Genomic DNA, 19,463 nt, shown 5'->3' on the forward strand with positions numbered 1-19,463 from the left:
TCTCGCCCCCAGGGCAGACGTCCATTAGCATTCGCCGATTATCAGCGGAACCCCTCGCATCCATCATGCCTCGTCTTACCGTCGTCGTACCCGCTTATAACGAGGCCGCCGTGCTGGAGGCTTTCCACGCCCGGCTCAGCCACGTCCTCGATGAGCTTCCGTTGGACTGCGACATCCTCTACATCGACGACGGCAGCAGCGACACGACCTGGCAGTTGATCGAAGGCCTGGCGGCACGCGACGCACGCACCGGTGCACTCAAGCTGTCACGCAACTTCGGCAAGGAAGCTGCCCTGACCGCAGGCCTGGATCATGTCGAGGCCGACGCCGCCGTGGTGATCGATGCTGACCTTCAGGATCCACCGGAACTGATTCCGGCCTTGATCGAGCGCTGGCGCGACGGCTTCGACGTGGTCTACGCGACACGCACCGCGCGCGAGGGAGAAACGAGCTTCAAGCGGTTCACCTCCGCCCTGTTCTACCGGAGCATGGAGCACGTGTCGGAGACTCGTGTCCCCCGCGACACCGGCGACTTCCGCCTGCTCTCGCGTCGTGCGCTAGATGCCTTGCGCCAAGTGCGTGAGCGCCAGCGCTTCATGAAAGGCCTGTTCACCTGGATTGGCTACCGCCAGACCGCGGTCTACTACCTGCGCGAGCCGCGCCAGGCCGGCACCACCAAGTGGAATTATTGGCGCCTGCTGCAACTGGCCATCGAAGGCTTCACCTCGTTCTCCACCGCACCATTGCGGCTTGCCACCTGGATTGGCGTGATGGCCTCGCTGCTGGCCTTCCTCTACGGCTCCTGGGTGTTCGGCAAAGCTCTGCTGCTTGGCGACCAGGTACACGGCTACCCGTCGCTGATGGTGGTGATCCTGTTCATGGGCGGCGTACAGATGCTCGCCCTGGGCGTGATCGGCGAATACCTTGGCCGCAACTACGCCGAGAGCAAGCAACGGCCGCTGTACTTCATCGAGGAAAGGCGCACACCCCGCACGCGGCCTTGAATCTGCGCCGCCAGTCGAGCGCTTCACGTCAGGTCAACACCGCTTCTACGCAGCAGCGCTAGACTGCACGCATGCGGCCCATCCGCGGCCTCGTGGGAGGTTGAAGCATGCGACAGGTCAAGCATTTGCTGGAAGGCAAGGGCACCGACATTTTCAGCATCGCACCGGACGCGCCCGTACTCGAAGCGATCAAGCACATGGCGGAGCGCCGCGTGGGCGCACTGCTGGTCATACGCGGCGAACGACTGGTCGGCATCGTTTCCGAGCGCGACTACGCCCGGAAGGTGATCCTGCAGGGGCGGTCCTCCGCGCAAACCGCTGTCTCTGAGATCATGAGCAGCCCCGCGCTCACCGTGGGCCCTGACACCGACGTATTCGATTGCATGCGCCTTTGCACCGACAGCCGTATCCGCCACCTACCGGTGGTCGTCGGCGAGCGAGTGGTCGGCGTGATCTCGATCGGTGACTTGGTGAAGGAAGTGATCGACGCTCAGGCCGAGCAGATCGAACAGCTGCAGCGCTATATCACCAGCTGAAGTCAGGCTTCGGCAGCCTTGGCCTGTTCCACCTGGCGCCCATCCGTCGGTTGCTCCGGCAGCAGATCGGGTGATCGGCCAGCGCGCGCCGCTACCCACGTAGCCAGCGCGGAAACGCCGGCACCGATGCCGGCCATGCCCGTGGCGGCTACGCCCAGGGCTCCCAACAGGCTGACGCCACTGGTCACCAGGACGTCACCAAAACGCCAGATGGCGGTCTCCACGAAGTTCTTGCCCTTGTAGCGAGTCTCGCGAGGCACGCGGGTATAGAGCGCGTCGACCGCCGGTTTAGTCATGCCATAGGCGAAGCCGCGCGACCCGACCATCATGACTGCCAGCATCGGTGTCACCAGGCCGAACAGATTGACGTTGCCGATACCGAGCACAACCACAAACAACAGCAACGCAAGGTTGACCAGCGACGGCACCACCAAGCCCCAGCCCGCGCCCTTGCGTATCAGCAGCCAGCGCGTAAGCGTCAGCTGCAACACAACGCCCAGCAGGTTCGTGGCGAGATCCAGGTCGTTGTAGAACGAAGTGCGTGCAATCCGATCGGGCAAATGGGCTTTCGTGTAGTCCGCCATCAACGCGTAGGCCAATGTCCCGATGCCGTCGCCCAGCACCATAAGGATGGCCATGTAGCGCAGGAACGGGCGAGTCCACAACTCCTTCACGCCAGCCCACAACGAACCACCGATCGGTTCGTCGTTGCGCGTCTCCTCGCGGCAGTCATGTCGCGAGGACAGCACCCGCAGAAAGGCCAGTGCGACGAGCAGCGCCACTGCCGATACCACCAGCAACGCTGCCACACCGATCACCTGTACGAGGGCCTTGGTTACCAGTGGCCCAAAGATCGCCCCAGCCATGCCGCCCAAGGCAATCAATGGAAAGACACGCCGTGCCTGCACGCTCTGGAAGATGTCCGCCATGAAGCTCCAGAACAGCGACACCACGAACAGGTTGAACACGCTGGCCCAGATGAAGAAGCTCACGCCGAGCTCGCGGGCACCGATGCGATCCTGCGCCATGAAAGCAGGCACGAAGGCCAGTAGACACAGGGCGAAGAAGCTGTAACTCCAGCTCAACAAGCGCTTACGCGGAAACCGTGACACGAGAGCGCCGAATATCGGCGTCAGCAACAACATCACGGCGAAGGTGCTTGCGTAGAACAGCGGTAGCGACTGAGAGCCTACGGCACCGCTGAGCTGGTCTCGCACAGGTCGGATGATGTAATAGGCCGTCATCACGAAGAAGAAAGCCACCGCAGAAAGGATCGATGCGTGGCCTTCGTTCGCTGCGGCAGGTCGGGGGGGTGTTCACCGGCGTTTCCAGCGTGGGTCCTGTACAGACTAGCATGCAGGTATGACGGCCAAGCGCAGGGGGCGGGATGAGCTACGACTACATCATCGTTGGCGCCGGTTCGGCAGGCTGCGTGCTCGCCAACCGACTCAGTGCGAGTGGGACCAAGCGCGTATTGTTGCTGGAGGCCGGACCATCCGACTGGCATCCGCTGATCCACATGCCTGCCGGCATTGCGCGCCTTGCCAACAATCGCCGGCTCAACTGGAACTATCGGACCGAACCGGAAGCGCAGCTGCAACACCGCACGCTGTGGTGGCCGCGCGGCAAGACATTGGGTGGTTCCAGCTCGATCAACGCTATGTGCTACATCCGCGGTGTGCCCGGTGACTACGACCGCTGGGCCGACGCCACCGGCGACGCCCGCTGGTCATGGGAGCATGTGCTCCCCTGGTTTCGTTACAGCCAAGACCAGACACGCGGCGCCAACGAGTTGCATGGCAGCGGAGGCCCTTTATCGGTGAGTGATCTACGCTATCGCAACCCGCTATCCGATGTGTTCATCGACAGCGCCGCAAGCGCCGGCTACGCACGCAACGATGACTTCAATGGGCCCGACCAAAGCGGCTTCGGTTTCTACCAGGTCACCCAGCGCAACGGCACACGCTGCTCCACTGCCACCGCGTATCTCCGCCCTGCCCGACAGCGAGCCAACCTGGAGATACGCACCGGCGCACTCGCTAAGCGCGTAGTCATCGCGCATGGGCGCGCCATCGGAGTGCAGCTTCACGGGCACGATGCCATCATCGAGGCTGGCGAGATCATCCTCGCGGGTGGGGCGATCAATACGCCGCAATTGCTGATGTTGTCGGGCGTGGGGCCGGCCGATCACTTGCAGGAGCACGACATCGCCGTGCTTGTCGATCAACCCGGAATCGGCGCCAATCTGCAGGACCATCTGGATATCTGCACGCTGGACGGCTGCACGCAAAAGATCACCTACGACCACCTCAACGAACTGGCAGCCGGCTGGCGCTTCCTCCGTCATCGTGATGGTCCAGGTACCTCCAACGTGGCCGAGGCGGGCGGCTTCGTACGCAGCCGCCTCGCCACGGACGAACGCTGCGATCTGCAGTTTCATTTCGTGCCCGCACTGCTGGACGATCACGGCCACCATCGCCTTCCTGGCTATGGCTACACCGTGCATGCGTGCTATCTGCACCCGCGCAGCCGCGGCGTATTGCGCCTGCGTTCGGCCGATCCAGCCGCCCCCATCGCCATCCGTGCAAACTACCTGAAGTGACCCGGAAGGGCACGACCTGCAGCGCATGATCGAAGGCGCAAGACTGTCCCGCGACATCCTCTCGCAATCGCCGTTCTCCCGCTTCAGGGGAGAGCCGGTGTTTCCTGAGCGAGCCATCACCAGCGATGCGGAATACGCCGACTTCATCCGGCGCAAGGCGGAGACGATCTACCACCCCGTTGGCACCTGCCGCATGGGCAAGGACACGAGCACGCCGCTCGACAGTGAATGTCGTGTACGCGGCGTGGAGAATCTGCGAGTCGTGGATGCATCGGTGATGCCAAGTCTGCCTAGCGGCAATACCAACGCCCCCGTCATCATGATCGCGGAGCGCGCCAGCGCGCTGATCCTGAACGAAACCATGCCCTCGTCGCCGTTGTCTCAACCTTAGCGACCATCAGCCTTATGGGCAGCGGATTTTCCGGCGCCCCTGCGGTACTCTCGCCCGGCCGTCATGGATGGACCTGGCTCGCTCGACTCAAGGCCCGGCTCTCTCCTGAGCTGTTATTCGACACGGCGCCCGCTGGCGCCCCTCACTATCGAACAGCATGACGTTTCGCACGCTTCCACTACTCATTGCCGCCACGCTAGGGCTCGCCAGCCTCTCGCCCAGCGCGCACGCCGCGGCGCCCTCCAGCGACGCCAGCCTTCCGCCAGCAGCACCCCAGGGCGTGCCCGCCGATCGCATGAAGGACACGCTGGCGTCCTACCAGCTATGGCTGCAGCGCGTAGACCAGCGCAATGCCGTCGCTGGCTTGGCGACTGCCATCGTGGCGGACAACAAGGTGGTGTTCGAGGACACCATCGGCTACGCCGACGCCTCCACGCGCGAGCCTGTGACGCCCGAGACGGTGTTTCGCCTGGCCTCGCTATCCAAGGCCTTCGCGACCGCGCTGACGGGCGTGCTGGTGGACGACGGCAAGTTGTCGTGGGACACCAAGCTTGCTGCCGTACTGCCTTTCTTCAAGCTCAAGAACGACGGCGCGGCGCAGCAGGCTACGGTGCGCGACATTCTCGGCCAGCGCCTGGGCCTGCCCAAGAACACGTATGACAATTTGCTCGAAGAAAACCTCTCTTACGAAGAACTCGCGCGCCGGCTCGACGAGGTCACGCTGACCTGTGACGTGGGCCAGTGCTACGGCTACCAGAACATCGCCTTCAGCCTGATCGGCGACGTGGTCTATGCACAGACCGGTGACTTCTTTACGCGCCAGGTCGACAAGAACATTTTCTTCCCGCTCGGCATGAAGACCGCCAGCTACGGCCGCGAAGGACTGGAGGCCAGCAAGAGCTGGGCACGTCCGCATCGTCCCGGCGGTAGCGGCTGGATTCCGTTCGAACCGAAGGAGGCGTATTACCGCGTGGCTCCCGCCGCTGGCGTCAACGCCAGCCTCAAGGACATGGAGCAGTGGCTAATCGCACAGATGGGCGGGCGCCCGGACGTGCTGCCGCCCGAGCTGCTCGCCACACTGCACGCGCCGGAGATATCCACGCCGGTGGAAATGCATTCCGCGCCATGGCGCCGCGCGCGCCTGGAGGACGCCTCGTACGCACTGGGCTGGCGCGTGTTCGATTACGAAGGCGAGACGATGATCTTCCACGCGGGTGCCGTCGAGGGTTACCGCACCATGATCGGCTTCCTGCCGAAGTACCACGTCGGCATGGTGATGATGTGGAATTCCGCCGATCCCCTGCCCGCCGGGTTACTGCCGATGGTATTCGACAGCCTGCTGGGCCTGCCTCACGTGGACTGGGCCGGCGTCGAGAGCGACGCGGCGGCCGCCGCCCCTGCCAAGAGCAAGGTGCGCCACAAGGGCAAGAGTGCGACTGCGGCTCGCAGCACCAAAACCTGATTCAGACGCCACCAGAAAAAAAGCGCCGCATGTTTCCATGCGGCGCTTTCGCGTTGGGTGCCGGTCGCTCGACGACGAGCGACCCGTCGTCAATTGAGCTTGAACACGATACGACGCTTGTCCTGCGAGGCGACCGGGTTGCCGTCCTGCGTCGCGGGCTGGAACTTCCAGCGACTCACGGCCTCCGTCGCAGCGCGATCGAACACGTGACGCGGCTCGGCATCCACCACCTTCACGTCATCGACGGTGCCTTCAGGCGTAATGGTAAAGGTCACCTCCACCCATCCTTCCTGGTTGGCGCGAACTGCCGTGGTGGGATAACGCGGCGCCACGTTGCGCAATAGAACCGCCCCGTGTGTACCACCCACACTCGCCGTTGCGGCATTGCCGGCGTTGGCCGCGGACGATGCCGTCTGCTGCTGCCGGGCCGCCTCTGTCGCCTGCTGCTGGGCAGCGCGCGCCTGCGCCGCACGCTGGTCAGCCTGGGCCTTCTGCTGCGACTCCGTAGCGAGGCGATCGGCCTCCACCTTGTCCGAGGCGGCCTTCTGCGCCGCCAGTTGCTGCTGCTTCTCCTTATCCGAAGCCAGCTGCTGCTCGCGGTCCTGTAGCTTGCGCTGGGCATCGAGCTTGGAGCGCAGGATGGTCAGCGTGTAGTTCGCCGGGTCGGCCTTCGCCAACAGGTCGATCTGACGCTGCGCTTCGTTGAAGTCGCGCAAGTTGATCGCCTGCTCGGCCACGCTCGCACCGACCGGGAAGGTTTCGCGCAATGCGTCGGTTGCGACCTGGTTGCCCGGGTCCTTCTCCAGCACATTTAGGTAGAACTCGAAGGCGTTGTTGCCGGCGGGAGCCAGCAGGCGCTGCTCGTTCACGGCCTTGCGGGCTTCCGCAAGCAACTGGTTCAAACTCATCGCAGCCACGTTGACCGGCGGCGGAGGCACCTGTACTCCAGCCTTCACCGGCGTGGACGGGTGCGCGCCAGTGTCCGTAGCGACCAGATCCTGGTGCGGCTTGATGATCAGAAACCAGGACGCTGCGGCCAGAACGGCAACGACAGCAGTAATAGCAATAGTGGCGGGCCGAACGACCCCACGCGCGTGACGACGCGCATGACTTTTATATCGGGTATCCATGATCTCTCACCGAGTGGCATCAGATACCCGCGCTTTTCCCCCTGTGAATCCAGGAGCGGCCAGCCTCCCCAAGGCTCGCCGCGGCGCGGATGTGGGAAAGGTAACCGTAATGCAGCACTACGGCAAATCGCACGTCGTGTCGGCGACGGGATGCTCATGGCGTCATGTTGACTGACGCCGCCATCTCACGCTGGGGCAAGCTCGCTTTAGGAAATTTTCTTACTCCGGAAACGAAGCGTCCCGGCAAGGGCCGGGACGAGTCGCTCTTTCGAAGGACTCTCCCCACGCTGGGCACCGCGGGGAGAAAAGTCGTTCTTGCTTGCTTGTTATTAAGAGTGAAGCTTTAAGAGTAAAGCTTACTTCTTGGCCTTAGCGACCTTAGCGGTCCTGGGGGGCCTTTGCAGCCTTGGTAGCCTTCACCACCTTAGCGGCGGCGGCCTTCTTCACGGTGCGCTTCTTGGCAACCTTCTTGACGGCCTTCTTAGCAACCTTCTTCGCAACCCGCTTGGTCGCGACCTTCTTCACGGCAGCCTTCTTGGCAGCCGCCGGACGCTTCTTGGCGACAGCCTTGCGGGCGGTCTTCTTGGCGGCAGCCTTCTTGGCGGCCGGCTTGCGGGCGACCGGCTTCTTGGAAGCGGTCTTCTTCACGGCGGTCTTCTTGGTCGCCTTCTTGGCGGCCTTCTTAGCAGTGGCTTTCTTGGCAGTGGCCATAGTTCGTCTCAGCTCCTCATCAGTTGGCAGTGGTTGCCCAGTAAAAGCGTGTAGGAACGCCTCCACCAGCAAATCGCTGTTGGTGGCGTGCCGAAGATTGTTCACCTGACGACGGGTGCGTTCGTCAGATAGGGGCCTCAAGATGTGCAATGGAATCGAGACCGTGATCTTGCGTACTGCGCCGGCCTTCTCTCCATGCTCGACATAAGGCTTGATGAATTTCGATGTTGCCATGGCACCCGTTCTCCGTGTTCCGATGCGAAAGCTATTCCTGAAGATTTCAACTGTCAATTGATTTTAACCATGAAATCAATCCGTTTCACCCACCTCAAGGAGGGCCCAAACCCCCGCCATACAAGGCCTTACAGGGGGTAAAGGGCATTTTCATTTGGACGTCCAAACATCCAGATGTAAATGCAATAATCACTACCTTGAAATCAATAAAACCGCTAAAAATAAGGCATTTTGTCTTTTTACGGCCTCATGCACTGCAACATGCGCGTCTCATAATCCAAGACACATCAAGCACATGCCGGGCGCATCCCGGAGACGCCCTCCAGGATGAACGAAACTCGACTGAAAATATTTTTCGGGGGGTCGCCCGAAAAGGTCGTTCCGAACCTCCCGAAAGGGCGTCGAACGCATCGAAGCGGGTCACCTCGTCACGCCCACCCCAATTTTCCGACACCGTCCGGCTGGACATCTATCGGCATGGACGGCAAGAACTGCAGTGCGAAAAACGACGCGTCGATCACCGTCGAGTAGCACCTCCGCAAGTCGAAAAAACGCAGAGACGTCCGGCCAAAAAAGACGCCGGCCGCTTGCGGCGGCCGGCGTCGGGTGAAGCGTCGAAGACCGGAGCTTAGTGGTCTTCGTTCTCGATCAGCTCGGCGTAGGCGTCAGCATCGAGCATCTCGTTGAGCTCGCCGCGGTCGCTAGCGCGGACCAGGAAGATCCAGCCATCGCCGAAAGCGTCTTCGTTGATGGTTTCGGGCTTGTCGTTGAGGTTCTCGTTGACCGCGACAATCTCGCCGGAGACCGGGCTGTAGATGTCCGAAGCGGCCTTGACCGACTCGACCACGGCCACGCCGTGACCAGCCTTCACGCTCGCGCCGATTTCGGGCAGCTCGACATACACCAGGTCGCCAAGCTGGCCCTGGGCGTGGTCGGAGATACCCACGCGCACCAGGCCATCGTCTTCGACGCGGGCCCACTCGTGGGACTTGAGGAATTTCAGATCGCCGGGAATCTCGCTCATGATCGAATCCAGTCGTTGATATGGGTCGTGGGTGGAGCGGCAATTCTAGCCGCTCCACCGTGTTGGCAACACGGGCTGAGCCCAAGCTGCCGCAAGGTGGAAAATCAGATGCCTTCGCAGGGCTTGCCGTCGCGCACGAAGGGGTATTTCACCACGCGTACCGGTACTTCCTTGCCGCGGATATCCACGCGCACGTCGCCGGGCTCGCCCACGGGAATACGCGCAAACGCCACTGCCTTGTTGAGCGTCGGAGCGAAGCTGCCGGAGAGAATCTCGCCCGCACCATTGGCAGTGAGAACCGGCTGGCCGTGACGCAGCACGCCCTTCTCGTCGAGCACCAGGCCGACCATCACGCGCTTCACGCCGGCCGCCTTCTGCGCCTCGAGCACCTTGCGGCCAATGAAGTCGCGGCCCTCGTCCAGGGCGATGGTCCAGCCAAGGTTGGCCTCCCACGGCGACACGGTTTCATCCATGTCCTGGCCGTAGAGATTCATGCCCGCCTCCAAGCGCAGCGTGTCACGAGCACCCAGCCCCGCAGGCGCCACACCGGCGGCGGCGAGCGCCTGCCAAAGGGCAACAGCGTGTTCCTGCGGCACGATGATTTCGAAGCCGTCCTCACCGGTGTAGCCGGTGCGGGCGACAAAGAGCGGCATGCCGTGCGGGCCCTGCGCAGCGGCGGCGGCGAACTTGCCGAGCTTCTTGATGCGCTCGTGATCAACCTCTGCCAGCAGGCCGATGACCTTGTCACGGGCATGGGGGCCCTGCACGGCGATCATGGCGAATTCCGGGCGCTCCTTGACCTGGACGTCGAAGGCCTTGGCCTGCTTTTCGATCCACTGCAGGTCCTTCTCGCGGGTGGCGGCGTTCACCACCAGGCGGAAGAATTCTTCGCCAAGGAAGTAGACGATCAGGTCGTCGATCACCCCGCCCTGCTCGTTGAGCATGCAGGAGTACAGCGCCTTGCCCTGCACCTTGAGCTTGTCCACGCTGTTGGCCAGCAGGTGGCGCAGGAACTCTCGCGTGCGCGCACCGTGCAGGTCGACCACCGTCATGTGGGAGACGTCGAACATGCCGGCGTCACGGCGGACGGCGTGGTGTTCCTCGATCTGCGAGCCGTAGTTGATCGGCATATCCCAGCCGCCGAAATCGACCATGCGCGCACCGAGCGCACGATGGGTGTCGTTGAGTACGGTCTTCTCAGTCATCGCAGTCGTGCTCTGGGGAAAGAAGCATTATCGCCGGGCGCGTCGGCACATTCCAAGCCAAGCGTGACGGGCACTTACCGTGCGTTCGCGTAACGGCGGCGCTTCTTGCAGCGCAACATGTGAACGGATGGACTTCCTCATCACGACCATCCCGATGGCCGCCGGGATGGTCGTGGAAACCGCTACGCGCGAATGCGCCGGTCAGGGGGTGTGGGGCGAATGCCCCAGACCCGTGAGCAACTGCTCGACGACCTGCTCGGCAAGCTGTTCGGGGCGCAGACCTGCGGTGCGCAGGCGCAGCTCGGCGGCGTCCGGTACCTCATAAGGCGAATCGATGCCCGTGAAGTTGATGATCTCACCGGCACGGGCCTTGCGATAAAGACCCTTGGGATCGCGCCGCTCACACTCGTCCAGCGTGGTGTCAACGAACACCTCGAGGAACTCCCCGCCATCGAACAGGCTTCGCGCAAATTGGCGTTCGCTCTGGAACGGCGAGATAACGCACACCAGCACGATCAACCCGGCATCGACCATGAGATGGGCGACCTCGGCGACGCGACGGACGTTCTCCACGCGTGCCTCCGGCGTAAAGCCCAAATCCTTGTTCAGGCCGTGGCGCAGGTTATCGCCGTCCAGCATATAGGTGTGATAGCCGAGTGAATGCAGGCGCCGTTCGACCAAATTGGCGATGGTCGATTTGCCCGCGCCGGAAAGCCCGGTGAACCACAGGCAGCGAGGCTGCTGCCCCTTGCTGACGCTGCGAACCTCTTTGTCCAGGTCGGTGTGCTGCCAATGCACGTTGGCCGCGCGGCGCAACGCGAAGTCCAGCATGCCGCAACCGACAGTGGCATGGGTGGTGCGGTCGATCAGGATAAAGCCGCCCAGGGTGCGATTGGTCGCGTACGACTCGAAGGCGACGGCATGGTCGAGATCGATATTGCAGTAGCCGACCTCATTGAGGTCGAGACGGCGGGCTGCCAGTTCGGCCTGCGTGTTCACGTCCACCTTGTGCTTGATCGAGGTGATGCGCGCATTGACCGTGCGCGAGCCGATCTTGAGCCAGTAGGCACGATTGGGCAGCAGTGACTCATCGCCCATCCATAAGATGTGGGCGGCGAACTGATCAGCCACGGGCGCGGGTCGGGCCGCGTCGGCAATCACGTCGCCGCGGCTGACGTCGATCTCGCGGTCGAGCGTCAACGTCACCGCTTGGCCGGCCACGGCCTCCTGCAGATCCCCATCGGCGGTCACGATGCGCTCGACGCGGGCACGACGCATCGCCGGCTGCACCACGATCTCCGAGCCCACGGCCAACCGGCCGCCGCTGACCGTGCCGGCGTAGCCGCGGAAAGAGGCGTCAGGCCGGTTCACCCACTGCACCGGCATACGGAACTCTTCGGCCTGCGCCACCACCGTGTCGGCAGCCTCCAGCCATTCCAGCAACGTGGGGCCCTGATACCAGGGCATCCGCGTCGAGCGCTTGCCGACGTTATCGCCACCCGGCGCAATGACCGGCAGGCAATGCACGGTCGTGATGCCCAGCTGTGTGGCCAATTCGCGGTACTCATGAGCAATGGCTGCGTAGATGTCTTCGCGGCAATCGACCAGATCCATCTTGTTGACCGCCAGCACCACCTGGCGAATGCCCATCAAGGCGCAGATATAGCTGTGACGGCGCGTCTGCGGCAGCAGACCCTTGCGCGCATCCACGAGCACCACGGCCAGCTGGGCCGTGGAGGCACCGGTGGCCATGTTCCGGGTGTACTGCTCGTGCCCCGGACAGTCGGCCACAATGAAGTTACGGCGTGGCGTGTGGAAATAGCGGTACGCCACGTCAATGGTGATGCCCTGCTGGCGCTCGGCGTCGAGGCCATCGGTCAGCAGAGAGAAATCCAGCGTATCCGGGTCACCCCCTTGGGGCTTGCGGCTATCGCGGACCAGCGTGGCGAGCTGGTCGTCCGGCACCATGCCAGCGTCGTAGAGCAAGCGGCCGAGCAGCGTGCTCTTACCGTCGTCGACGCTGCCGCAGGTGATGAAACGCAACAAGCCGGTGTCTGGGGCAATGCTCTTGGCGGTATCTGTCATGGCCATCAGAAGTACCCCTCCTGCTTCTTGCGCTCCATCGACGCGTTGCCGTCGTTGTCGATCACCCGCCCCTGGCGTTCCGAACTGCGGGAGGCGGCCATCTCGTCAATGATCTGGTCCAGCGTATCGGCGGTCGATTCGACCGCACCCGTGAGCGGATAGCAGCCCAGGGTGCGAAAACGGACATGGCGCATCTCCACCTTCTCACCTTTGCGCAGATCGAACCGGTCATCGTCCACCATGATGAGCGCACCGTCGCGCTCGACGACCGGACGCTGCTTGGCGAAATACAGCGGCACCACCGGAATCCGCTCACGGCGGACGTAATGCCAGACATCCATCTCGGTCCAGTTGGACAAGGGGAAGACACGCACGCTCTCGCCCTTGTGGATCTGGGTGTTGAAGGTGTGCCACAACTCCGGGCGCTGCTGCTTGGGATCCCAGCGGTGCTGCGCATTGCGGAAGGAGAACACGCGCTCCTTGGCGCGGGATTTCTCCTCGTCGCGGCGCGCACCGCCAATGGCGGCGTCAAAACCGTACTTATCCAGCGCCTGCTTGAGCGCCACAGTCTTCATCACATCTGTGTGCACGGCCGAACCATGCGTGAGCGGGGAGATGTCCTGGCGAACGCCTTCCTCGTTGATGTGGACCAGCACCTCCACGTCGCCCGCCGTTGCCACCTCATTGCGGAACGCGATCATCTCGCGGAACTTCCAGGTGGTGTCCACGTGCAGCAGCGGCATCGGCGGACGAGCCGGGTAGAACGCTTTGCGCAGCAGATGCAACAGGACCGAGGAGTCCTTGCCGATGGAATACAGCATCACTGGGCGCTCGAAAGCAGCAGCCGTTTCGCGAAAAATGTGGATGCTCTCGGCCTCGAGGGCGTCCAGATAGGACATGGAAGACATGCGTGGCGTCACTGGTTCCTGGGGCCTCGGTTGCTGCCGGGCGTGCGATCAATGGGGCAATTTAGCGGAAAATGGCAAGCGCGGCAGTGTTAGAGCCTGCTCAATGTCTCCACGTGGCCCGCGCCGGGATCTGTTTGCGCACAGGACAAGGAAGAACGAAGGAGTGTACGTCCGTACACGACTGAGTGATGACGCCGACCTGTGGGCAAACAGACTCGGCCCGAAGGGTTGTTCGCCCCAAGCGCCCAGCGAGCGGTCCGCAGCTTGACCTGACCACCAGTCAGGCACTGCGCTGCAGCCCGCTCGCTGGGCGCTTGGGGCGAACAACGCGGGCTACGTGGAGACATTGAACAGGCTCTCAAAGGCCACAAGGTCTAGGGAAACGCTTCAGCACGATCTCCGATGACCTCACCATCATTTCGTCACCTGCCCTGGGCGACACTCCATTAAGATCGCGGCCCATGAGTACATCGATGGCGACAGGAAGCGCACAACTCGATGCCACGACCACGCCACCACGCCTGCGCGTGGCCGGCGACTGGACGCTGGCTCACTACGCCACGCTTGAGCGCACAGTCGATGCGCTGAAGAGCCGACTGGACCAGCACACCCCCATCGACCTGAGCGCGCTAGGTACGCTGGACACCGCCGGCGCCGCACTGCTGGCTGGGCTGCTGGGAGCGAATCGACTCAGCGACCTGGCCACCGACGACCCCGCCCTGCCCGCCGCGCAGCGTGCTCTGCTGCAAACGGTTGGCAAGGCTATGGCCGGTTATGTGGAGCCGCGGACCACGCGTCGCCACAACACGATGACCGAATTGCTGGCGCGCATTGGCGCGACCATGGAGGGCGTCTGGCACCAGCAGGTACGCCTGCTCGGCTTCGTCGGACTGACCCTTGAAAGCCTGTCGAAAACGATCTTGCGTCCGCGCCGCTGGCGGGTCACGTCGCTGGTCTCACACGTGGAGGAAACCGGCCTGGATGCCGTCCCCATCGTGGTACTGCTGACCTTTATGGTCGGCGCGGTCGTCGCCTTCCTCGGCTCTACCGTGCTCGCTGACTTCGGCGCCACTATCTATACGGTGGACCTGGTGGCGTATTCGTTCCTGCGCGAGTTTGGTGTGCTCCTTACCGCCATCCTGATGGCCGGCCGGACCGCCAGCGCGTTTACCGCGCAGATCGGATCGATGAAGGCGAACGAGGAAATCGATGCCATCCGAGCACTCGGCCTCGACCCGATGGAGCTGCTGGTGCTCCCCCGCGTACTGGCCATGCTCGTATCACTTCCCTTGCTCACCTTTCTCGCCATGATCGCCGGACTGGTGGGCGGCGGCCTGGTTTGTGCCCTGGTACTCGGCATACCGCCGGTGATGTTCGTCAACGTGGTCAAGTCCGACATCGGCGTGCAGCACTTCCTTGTCGGTATCGCCAAGGCGCCGATATTCGCTTTCCTGATCGCCGTCATCGGTTGCCTGGAGGGGTTCAAGGTGAGCGGCAGCGCCGAGTCCGTCGGCGAACACACCACCTCGGCCGTCGTGCAGTCGATCTTCGTGGTGATCCTGCTCGATGCGGTGGCCGCACTCTTTTATATGGAGATGGGTTGGTGAACGCCGTCGCGAAATCTCAGCCGGTCGACAACGTCATCCAGGTGCGCGACCTGGTAAATCGCTTCGGCACACAGACCGTGCACGAGCATCTGGATCTGGACGTCCGCCGCGGCGAAATCCTTGGCGTGGTCGGCGGGTCGGGTACCGGCAAATCGGTACTCCTACGCAGCATCGTGGGATTGCGCCGCCCTACCTCAGGGCAGGTTCGGGTGTTCGGGCAAGATCTGCTGGACCTGTCTCCCGATCAACGCTCACGTGTAGAACGACGCTTCGGCGTGCTGTTCCAGAATGGTGCGCTGTTCTCCTCGCTGAATATCGTGGAGAACGTGGCGATGCCGCTGATTGAGCACGCGGGCCTCCAGCGCCCTGACGCGCAGCAACTCGGTGGCGTGAAGCTGGCATTGGCGGGCCTGCCGGCAAGTGCCGAGACGAAGTACCCCTCCGAACTGTCGGGCGGCATGGTGAAGCGCGCGGCGCTCGCGCGTGCCCTGGCACTGGATCCGGAGATCCTCTTTCTGGACGAACCGACCGCAGGCCTGGATCCGATCAGCGCCGCCGCATTCGACCAACTGATCCTGACCCTGCGCGATGCCCTGGGCCTGACGGTTTTCCTCGTCACGCACGACCTGGATACGCTGTACACGATCTGCGACCGCGTGGCCGTCCTTTCCCAGAAGAAAGTGCTGGTGGTCGGCCCGCTCGACGAAGTCGCGCAATGCCCCGATCCGTGGGTGCAGGCTTATTTTCACGGCCCGCGTGGCCGCGCTGCCGAAGAAGCGCACGAGCGCGACACATCTACCGAGGTGAAGTGATATGGAAACACGTGCCCATCACGTACTCATTGGCCTGTTCACGGTAATCGTGGTCGCTGCCGCGCTGCTGTTCGCGCTATGGCTAGCCAAATCCAGCTCCGATCGCCAGTTCGCCGAATACCAAGTGGTGTTCAACGAAGCAGTGAGCGGCCTCTCGCAGGGCAGCGCCGTGCAGTACAACGGCATCAAGGTGGGTGACGTCACCCAGCTCAAGCTCGACCCCGAAGACCCCCGCAAAGTGCTGGCACGCATCCGCGTGGGTGGCGATACACCGGTGAAGCAGGACACCCACGCCAAGCTCACGATGACTGGCGTCACCGGCCTGTCGATCATCCAGCTCAGCGGCGGCTCGCCGGGCAGCCCATCGCTGGAATCGCGCGATGGCCAGCCGCCAGTCATCGTGGCCGACCCTTCGCCGCTCAGTCGCATCCTCGCCAATGGCGAGGACCTGGTGACCAACATCAATGAGGTGGTGGCGCGCGCCAACATGCTGTTGTCGCCGGAGAACACCGATCGCATCAGCCGCACGCTGGAGCATTTGGACCAGGCAACGGGGGCCATCGCCGGCCAGCGCGACGACATCCGCCAGCTCCTGCAGCAACTGGCGCAGGCCAGCAAGCAGGCGAACGACACGCTGGCGCAGACCGACAAACTGATCCGCAACGCCAATGGCCTGGTCGACAACCAGGGACGCGCCACGCTGGACAGCGCGAGCAAGGCCATGGCTTCGCTCGAACACTCCGCCGCCGATATCCAACGGATACTCGACAACAACAACGCCGCCATCAACGGCGGCCTGCAGGGCTTTAGCGAACTGGGGCCAGCCGTGCGCGAGCTGCGCGACGCCGCTGGTTCGCTGCGCGGCATCTCGCGGCGCTTCGACGACAACCCGGCCGGCTTCCTGCTCGGCCGCGAACGCAACAAGGAGTTTGAGCCATGAAGTTGCTCGCCCATCTTTTCGCCGGGACGGCGATCGCCCTGTTGAGCGCCTGTTCCGTGCTGCCAAAGTCGGAACCCCAACAAATCTATCGGCTACCCGCCACGCCGCTGCCGCATGACGGCGGCGCAACGGTGAACTGGTCACTGCGCGTCGACACACCTCAAGCAGAGCGCATGATCGACAGCTCGCGCATCACAGTGCAGCCGCAAGGCGACACGATGAGCGTCTACAAGGGCGCACGCTGGAGCGACTCGGCCACCACCCTGCTCCGCAATCGCCTTGTCGATGCCTTCCGCGATAACGGGCGCATCACCGGCCTCAGTAGCGATGAAACCAGCCTGCAGGCGGACTATTTCCTGTCTGGCGACCTGCGTGCATTCCAAACCGTTTATGAGAACGGCCAACCCGTGGTGGTAATCCGCTTCGATGCGCGGCTGGTGAAAAGCAACGGCCTACGCATCGTAGCCAGCCGTCGCTTTGATATCAGTCAGCCGGTGAGTGGCACCGCCGTGCCACAGGTCGTTACCGCTTTCGGGCAGGCCACCGACACGCTTGCCTCACAGCTGGTGAACTGGACGCTACAGCAGCCGTTGGACGGCCGCGACGCACACGCGAACTAGGCGACTAGCCCTGAGCGTCTCGACGCATCCACCCAGCGGAATGTCAGATTGAGTCGCGGCCCCACGGCCGCGCTCATCTTTGGCAGGTCATGCATGTAAAGCCGCTGCGTATGACCCGCCATGCGCAGCAAGCTGCCATGGCCCAGTTCTATGCCCAGCACATTGCCACGCCCGCCCTCACCACGAGGCTTGAGGCGAAAACGCCGCACGGCGCCGAGACTCAGCGAGGCGATGACCGGCTGCACCCCCAACTCAGGCTCGTCGTCGCTATGCCAGCCCATCGAGTCCTGGCCACTGCGGTAGAGGTTGGCGAGCACGCTGTTGAAGCGTGCTCCACAGGAGTAGGCCACACGATCACGCAATGACTCCAGCAGGGGTGTCCAAGGCCGTGGCTCGAATCGCGTACGCGAATAGACGTAGCTCGCATCCTCATCGCCGATCCAGCAGCTGAGACGGGGAGAATCCACCTCCCGTCCGAAGATGCGAATGCGATGGACCTCCCATGGAATCGTCGCCTGCAGATCGGTCAGCAAGGCACCGGCTTCAGCCTCACCCAACCAATGCGGCCACAACGAAAGCTCCGCGTCCGGGAGTGGTAGCGATTGCCAGCCCTCAGATGTCGTCTGATCGAACAGGCCCATGCCACCGCCTCCACGCTGCATCAACGAATGGCAGGAAACGTCGGCTCCACATCCAACGTCGCAGCACACACCGATGCAAGCTCGAGCAGCCGCAGATCCGATCCGCGCGCACCGACGAGTTGCAAACCGATCGGCATGCCATCCGGCAAGTAGCCCATGGGAATGCTTACGGCGGGACAGCCGGCCAGGCTGGCAAAGCTGGTGAGATCCGCCTGTGAGTCAGGCACGGGTCCGTCCAGCGGAAATGCGCCCTGCGGCGTGGTGGGTAACACCAGCACGTCGATCTGCGCGAACAGCCGGCGCATCTTGAGCGTCGCGGCATCGAGCACACGGTCGGCGGTCGCGTAGTCGGCGGCGCTCTTGCCCGCGGCGTAACTCAGCAGGCGCCGGAAGTGCTCAGACGCGCGCTGACCGGTGTCGGCCAGATCGGCGGCAAACGTGCCCAGCATCTCCGCTTCCATCAGCAACAGGCCGGCGCGCCGCGTGCGGGCGAAGTCCCAGTCCGCGAAATCCACCGTGCGACGTTCGCCCAGTTCCCGCGGCCATTTCGCTAGCGCCTCTTCGAAGACGTTCACCACGTCCTGATGCACACCGAGCGCTGTCAGATTCGGCAAGAAACCAGCACGCAGGCGTCCCGGCTCCCAGTCCGGCGGCGAGAGCGCCACGCGCCGACGGCGAGAGCGCGGATCGTCGGCGTCGTAGCCAGCTAACACCTGCAGCAACACGGTGAGGTCATCCGCGCTGCGCGCGAGCAACCCTACAGTATCCAGACGCCGCGCAGCGGGCACCATCCCGCGCGCGGAGATTTCCCCATGCGTCGGCTTAAGTGCGTAGACACCGCAATAGCTCGCGGGAATGCGAACAGAGCCAAGGCTATCCGAGCCGATCGCCGCGACGGCCAACCCCGCGGCCACGGCAGCGGCGGCACCGCCGGATGAACCACCCGCGGTATAGCCATGGCGGTGCGGATTGTGCGTCGCACCGAAGTGCGGATTGTTAGTGACCGCACCGAGCGCGCCTTCGTCCATATTGGTTTTGCCAACCAACACCGCGCCCGAAGCGCGCAGGCGTGACACGACGTGCGCATCATCCGCCACCGGCTGGTGCCGACCGGCGAGACCGGCACTGGTAGACCAGCCGGCTACGTCGAAGTTGTCCTTGAGTGCGATGGGAATACCGTCGAGCCGGCCGATGACGCCATCGCGACGCCGATGCTGCGCCGCAAGAGCCTGCTCTTGCAGCATGGGTGAACTCAGGCCGACATAGGCATTGAGTTGAGGATTGATGCGCTCAATGGCTTCCAGATAAGTCTCTGCCAGCCCCTGCGGCTGCACGCGCTCCACCGCGAGCCAATGCAGCAACTGGCACATGGTGGCCCTGCGCAGATCACGTTCGCTGATGGCTGGTTGCATATTCATACTCGCTTCCCTGGCTTGCCTTGAGTGGATTATGGCCTCTGCGGATGAAGGCTTTGCAAGGATCCGGCCACCGTTGCCCCCGGTGGCCCGAACCCGGACAATGCCTGCTTGCCCGTTCCATACCTCTGTGAAC

16 protein-coding genes and 1 pseudogene are annotated in these 19,463 nt (G+C 63.2%); 8 read left to right on the plus strand and 9 right to left on the minus strand.

Features of this window, described 5'->3' with window-relative positions; all coding sequences use genetic code 11:
- Positions 1 to 65: 65 nt before the first annotated feature.
- Together DYST_RS10240 and DYST_RS10245 are read left to right on the plus strand one after the other, a co-directional pair.
- Entirely contained in the window at positions 66 to 1,004 is a 939-nt protein-coding gene (locus tag DYST_RS10240; RefSeq protein WP_275666958.1) for a glycosyltransferase family 2 protein, read from the plus strand.
- 107 nt (positions 1,005 to 1,111) lie between these two features.
- Complete coding sequence (locus DYST_RS10245) at positions 1,112 to 1,540, plus strand: CBS domain-containing protein (protein WP_102302058.1); 429 nt, start codon at positions 1,112 to 1,114, stop codon at positions 1,538 to 1,540.
- A gap of 2 nt (positions 1,541 to 1,542) precedes the next feature.
- Here the strand turns inward: DYST_RS10245 and DYST_RS10250 are convergent, their stop codons facing one another.
- Positions 1,543 to 2,814 (minus strand): NTP/NDP exchange transporter, encoded by a 1,272-nt coding sequence (locus DYST_RS10250; RefSeq protein ID WP_239952098.1) that lies wholly within the window; start codon positions 2,812 to 2,814, stop codon positions 1,543 to 1,545.
- A 113-nt stretch (positions 2,815 to 2,927) separates the two neighbouring features.
- Between DYST_RS10250 and DYST_RS10255 the strand changes: the two are divergent.
- Both DYST_RS10255 and DYST_RS10260 read left to right on the plus strand, forming a co-directional pair.
- Positions 2,928 to 4,533: pseudogene (locus DYST_RS10255) on the plus strand (GMC family oxidoreductase).
- Positions 4,534 to 4,690: 157 nt separating this feature from the next.
- On the plus strand, positions 4,691 to 5,995 hold the full coding sequence (locus tag DYST_RS10260; protein WP_239951680.1) for a serine hydrolase domain-containing protein: 1,305 nt from the start codon (positions 4,691 to 4,693) through the stop codon (positions 5,993 to 5,995).
- Positions 5,996 to 6,084: 89 nt separating this feature from the next.
- Here the strand turns inward: DYST_RS10260 and DYST_RS10265 are convergent, their stop codons facing one another.
- The 6 genes from DYST_RS10265 to cysD form a co-directional block, all read right to left on the minus strand.
- Entirely contained in the window at positions 6,085 to 7,125 is a 1,041-nt protein-coding gene (locus DYST_RS10265) for an energy transducer TonB (protein ID WP_102302054.1), read from the minus strand.
- Between the two features lie 378 nt (positions 7,126 to 7,503).
- Positions 7,504 to 8,070 carry a met regulon transcriptional regulator MetJ gene (metJ, locus tag DYST_RS24185; protein WP_343214868.1) on the minus strand — a complete coding sequence of 189 codons (567 nt, stop codon included), beginning with the start codon at positions 8,068 to 8,070 and terminating at the stop codon, positions 7,504 to 7,506.
- Between the two features lie 628 nt (positions 8,071 to 8,698).
- Entirely contained in the window at positions 8,699 to 9,094 is a 396-nt protein-coding gene (gcvH, locus tag DYST_RS10275) for a glycine cleavage system protein GcvH (RefSeq protein WP_102302052.1), read from the minus strand.
- Positions 9,095 to 9,198: 104 nt separating this feature from the next.
- Positions 9,199 to 10,299, minus strand: a complete 1,101-nt coding sequence (gcvT, locus tag DYST_RS10280) for a glycine cleavage system aminomethyltransferase GcvT (protein ID WP_239951681.1) — start codon at positions 10,297 to 10,299, stop codon at positions 9,199 to 9,201.
- A 201-nt stretch (positions 10,300 to 10,500) separates the two neighbouring features.
- Positions 10,501 to 12,390 (minus strand): sulfate adenylyltransferase subunit CysN, encoded by a 1,890-nt coding sequence (gene cysN, locus DYST_RS10285; protein ID WP_102302050.1) that lies wholly within the window; start codon positions 12,388 to 12,390, stop codon positions 10,501 to 10,503.
- Positions 12,390 to 13,283: a sulfate adenylyltransferase subunit CysD gene (cysD, locus tag DYST_RS10290; RefSeq protein WP_428993987.1), complete on the minus strand. Its 894-nt coding sequence runs from the start codon at positions 13,281 to 13,283 to the stop codon at positions 12,390 to 12,392. The genes cysN and cysD overlap by 1 nt, the downstream gene beginning before the upstream one ends.
- Before the next feature lie 470 nt (positions 13,284 to 13,753).
- Here cysD and DYST_RS10295 point away from each other — a divergent pair, with 470 nt between their 5' ends.
- Genes DYST_RS10295 through DYST_RS10310 form a run of 4 tightly spaced genes read left to right on the plus strand, consistent with a single transcriptional unit; the run spans position 13,754 to position 17,271 of the window.
- Positions 13,754 to 14,899, plus strand: a complete 1,146-nt coding sequence (locus DYST_RS10295) for an MlaE family ABC transporter permease (protein ID WP_239951685.1) — start codon at positions 13,754 to 13,756, stop codon at positions 14,897 to 14,899.
- Positions 14,896 to 15,711, plus strand: a complete 816-nt coding sequence (locus DYST_RS10300) for an ABC transporter ATP-binding protein (protein ID WP_102302047.1) — start codon at positions 14,896 to 14,898, stop codon at positions 15,709 to 15,711. Before DYST_RS10295 ends, DYST_RS10300 begins: the two co-directional genes overlap by 4 nt.
- 1 nt (position 15,712) lies before the next feature.
- Positions 15,713 to 16,651 carry an MlaD family protein gene (locus DYST_RS10305; protein ID WP_239951686.1) on the plus strand — a complete coding sequence of 313 codons (939 nt, stop codon included), beginning with the start codon at positions 15,713 to 15,715 and terminating at the stop codon, positions 16,649 to 16,651.
- Entirely contained in the window at positions 16,648 to 17,271 is a 624-nt protein-coding gene (locus DYST_RS10310) for an ABC-type transport auxiliary lipoprotein family protein (RefSeq protein WP_239951688.1), read from the plus strand. Before DYST_RS10305 ends, DYST_RS10310 begins: the two co-directional genes overlap by 4 nt.
- Here DYST_RS10310 and DYST_RS10315 read toward each other — a convergent pair.
- Together DYST_RS10315 and DYST_RS10320 are read right to left on the minus strand one after the other, a co-directional pair.
- Positions 17,268 to 17,912: an alpha-ketoglutarate-dependent dioxygenase AlkB family protein gene (locus DYST_RS10315; RefSeq protein WP_239951690.1), complete on the minus strand. Its 645-nt coding sequence runs from the start codon at positions 17,910 to 17,912 to the stop codon at positions 17,268 to 17,270. The genes DYST_RS10310 and DYST_RS10315 overlap by 4 nt on opposite strands.
- A gap of 20 nt (positions 17,913 to 17,932) precedes the next feature.
- Positions 17,933 to 19,330 carry an amidase gene (locus tag DYST_RS10320; protein WP_239951691.1) on the minus strand — a complete coding sequence of 466 codons (1,398 nt, stop codon included), beginning with the start codon at positions 19,328 to 19,330 and terminating at the stop codon, positions 17,933 to 17,935.
- Positions 19,331 to 19,463: the final 133 nt, after the last annotated feature.

This window comes from Dyella terrae, assembly GCF_022394535.1.
In the GTDB taxonomy this organism is placed as follows: Bacteria; Pseudomonadota; Gammaproteobacteria; order Xanthomonadales; family Rhodanobacteraceae; genus Dyella.

What these genes read in the sequence shown, in the direction of transcription:
- gcvT (WP_239951681.1), bottom strand. Translation starts at nt 10,299, where the DNA reads ATGACTGAGAAGACCGTACTCAACGACACCCATCGTGCGCTCGGTGCG.
- DYST_RS10245 (WP_102302058.1), top strand. Translation starts at nt 1,112, where the DNA reads ATGCGACAGGTCAAGCATTTGCTGGAAGGCAAGGGCACCGACATTTTC.
- DYST_RS10240 (WP_275666958.1), top strand. Translation starts at nt 66, where the DNA reads ATGCCTCGTCTTACCGTCGTCGTACCCGCTTATAACGAGGCCGCCGTG.
- cysD (WP_428993987.1), bottom strand. Translation starts at nt 13,283, where the DNA reads ATGTCCTATCTGGACGCCCTCGAGGCCGAGAGCATCCACATTTTTCGC.
- DYST_RS10320 (WP_239951691.1), bottom strand. Translation starts at nt 19,330, where the DNA reads ATGAATATGCAACCAGCCATCAGCGAACGTGATCTGCGCAGGGCCACC.
- gcvH (WP_102302052.1), bottom strand. Translation starts at nt 9,094, where the DNA reads ATGAGCGAGATTCCCGGCGATCTGAAATTCCTCAAGTCCCACGAGTGG.
- DYST_RS10260 (WP_239951680.1), top strand. Translation starts at nt 4,691, where the DNA reads ATGACGTTTCGCACGCTTCCACTACTCATTGCCGCCACGCTAGGGCTC.
- DYST_RS10315 (WP_239951690.1), bottom strand. Translation starts at nt 17,912, where the DNA reads ATGGGCCTGTTCGATCAGACGACATCTGAGGGCTGGCAATCGCTACCA.
- DYST_RS10305 (WP_239951686.1), top strand. Translation starts at nt 15,713, where the DNA reads ATGGAAACACGTGCCCATCACGTACTCATTGGCCTGTTCACGGTAATC.
- DYST_RS10265 (WP_102302054.1), bottom strand. Translation starts at nt 7,125, where the DNA reads ATGGATACCCGATATAAAAGTCATGCGCGTCGTCACGCGCGTGGGGTC.
- metJ (WP_343214868.1), bottom strand. Translation starts at nt 8,070, where the DNA reads ATGGCAACATCGAAATTCATCAAGCCTTATGTCGAGCATGGAGAGAAG.
- DYST_RS10310 (WP_239951688.1), top strand. Translation starts at nt 16,648, where the DNA reads ATGAAGTTGCTCGCCCATCTTTTCGCCGGGACGGCGATCGCCCTGTTG.
- DYST_RS10295 (WP_239951685.1), top strand. Translation starts at nt 13,754, where the DNA reads ATGAGTACATCGATGGCGACAGGAAGCGCACAACTCGATGCCACGACC.
- cysN (WP_102302050.1), bottom strand. Translation starts at nt 12,390, where the DNA reads ATGGCCATGACAGATACCGCCAAGAGCATTGCCCCAGACACCGGCTTG.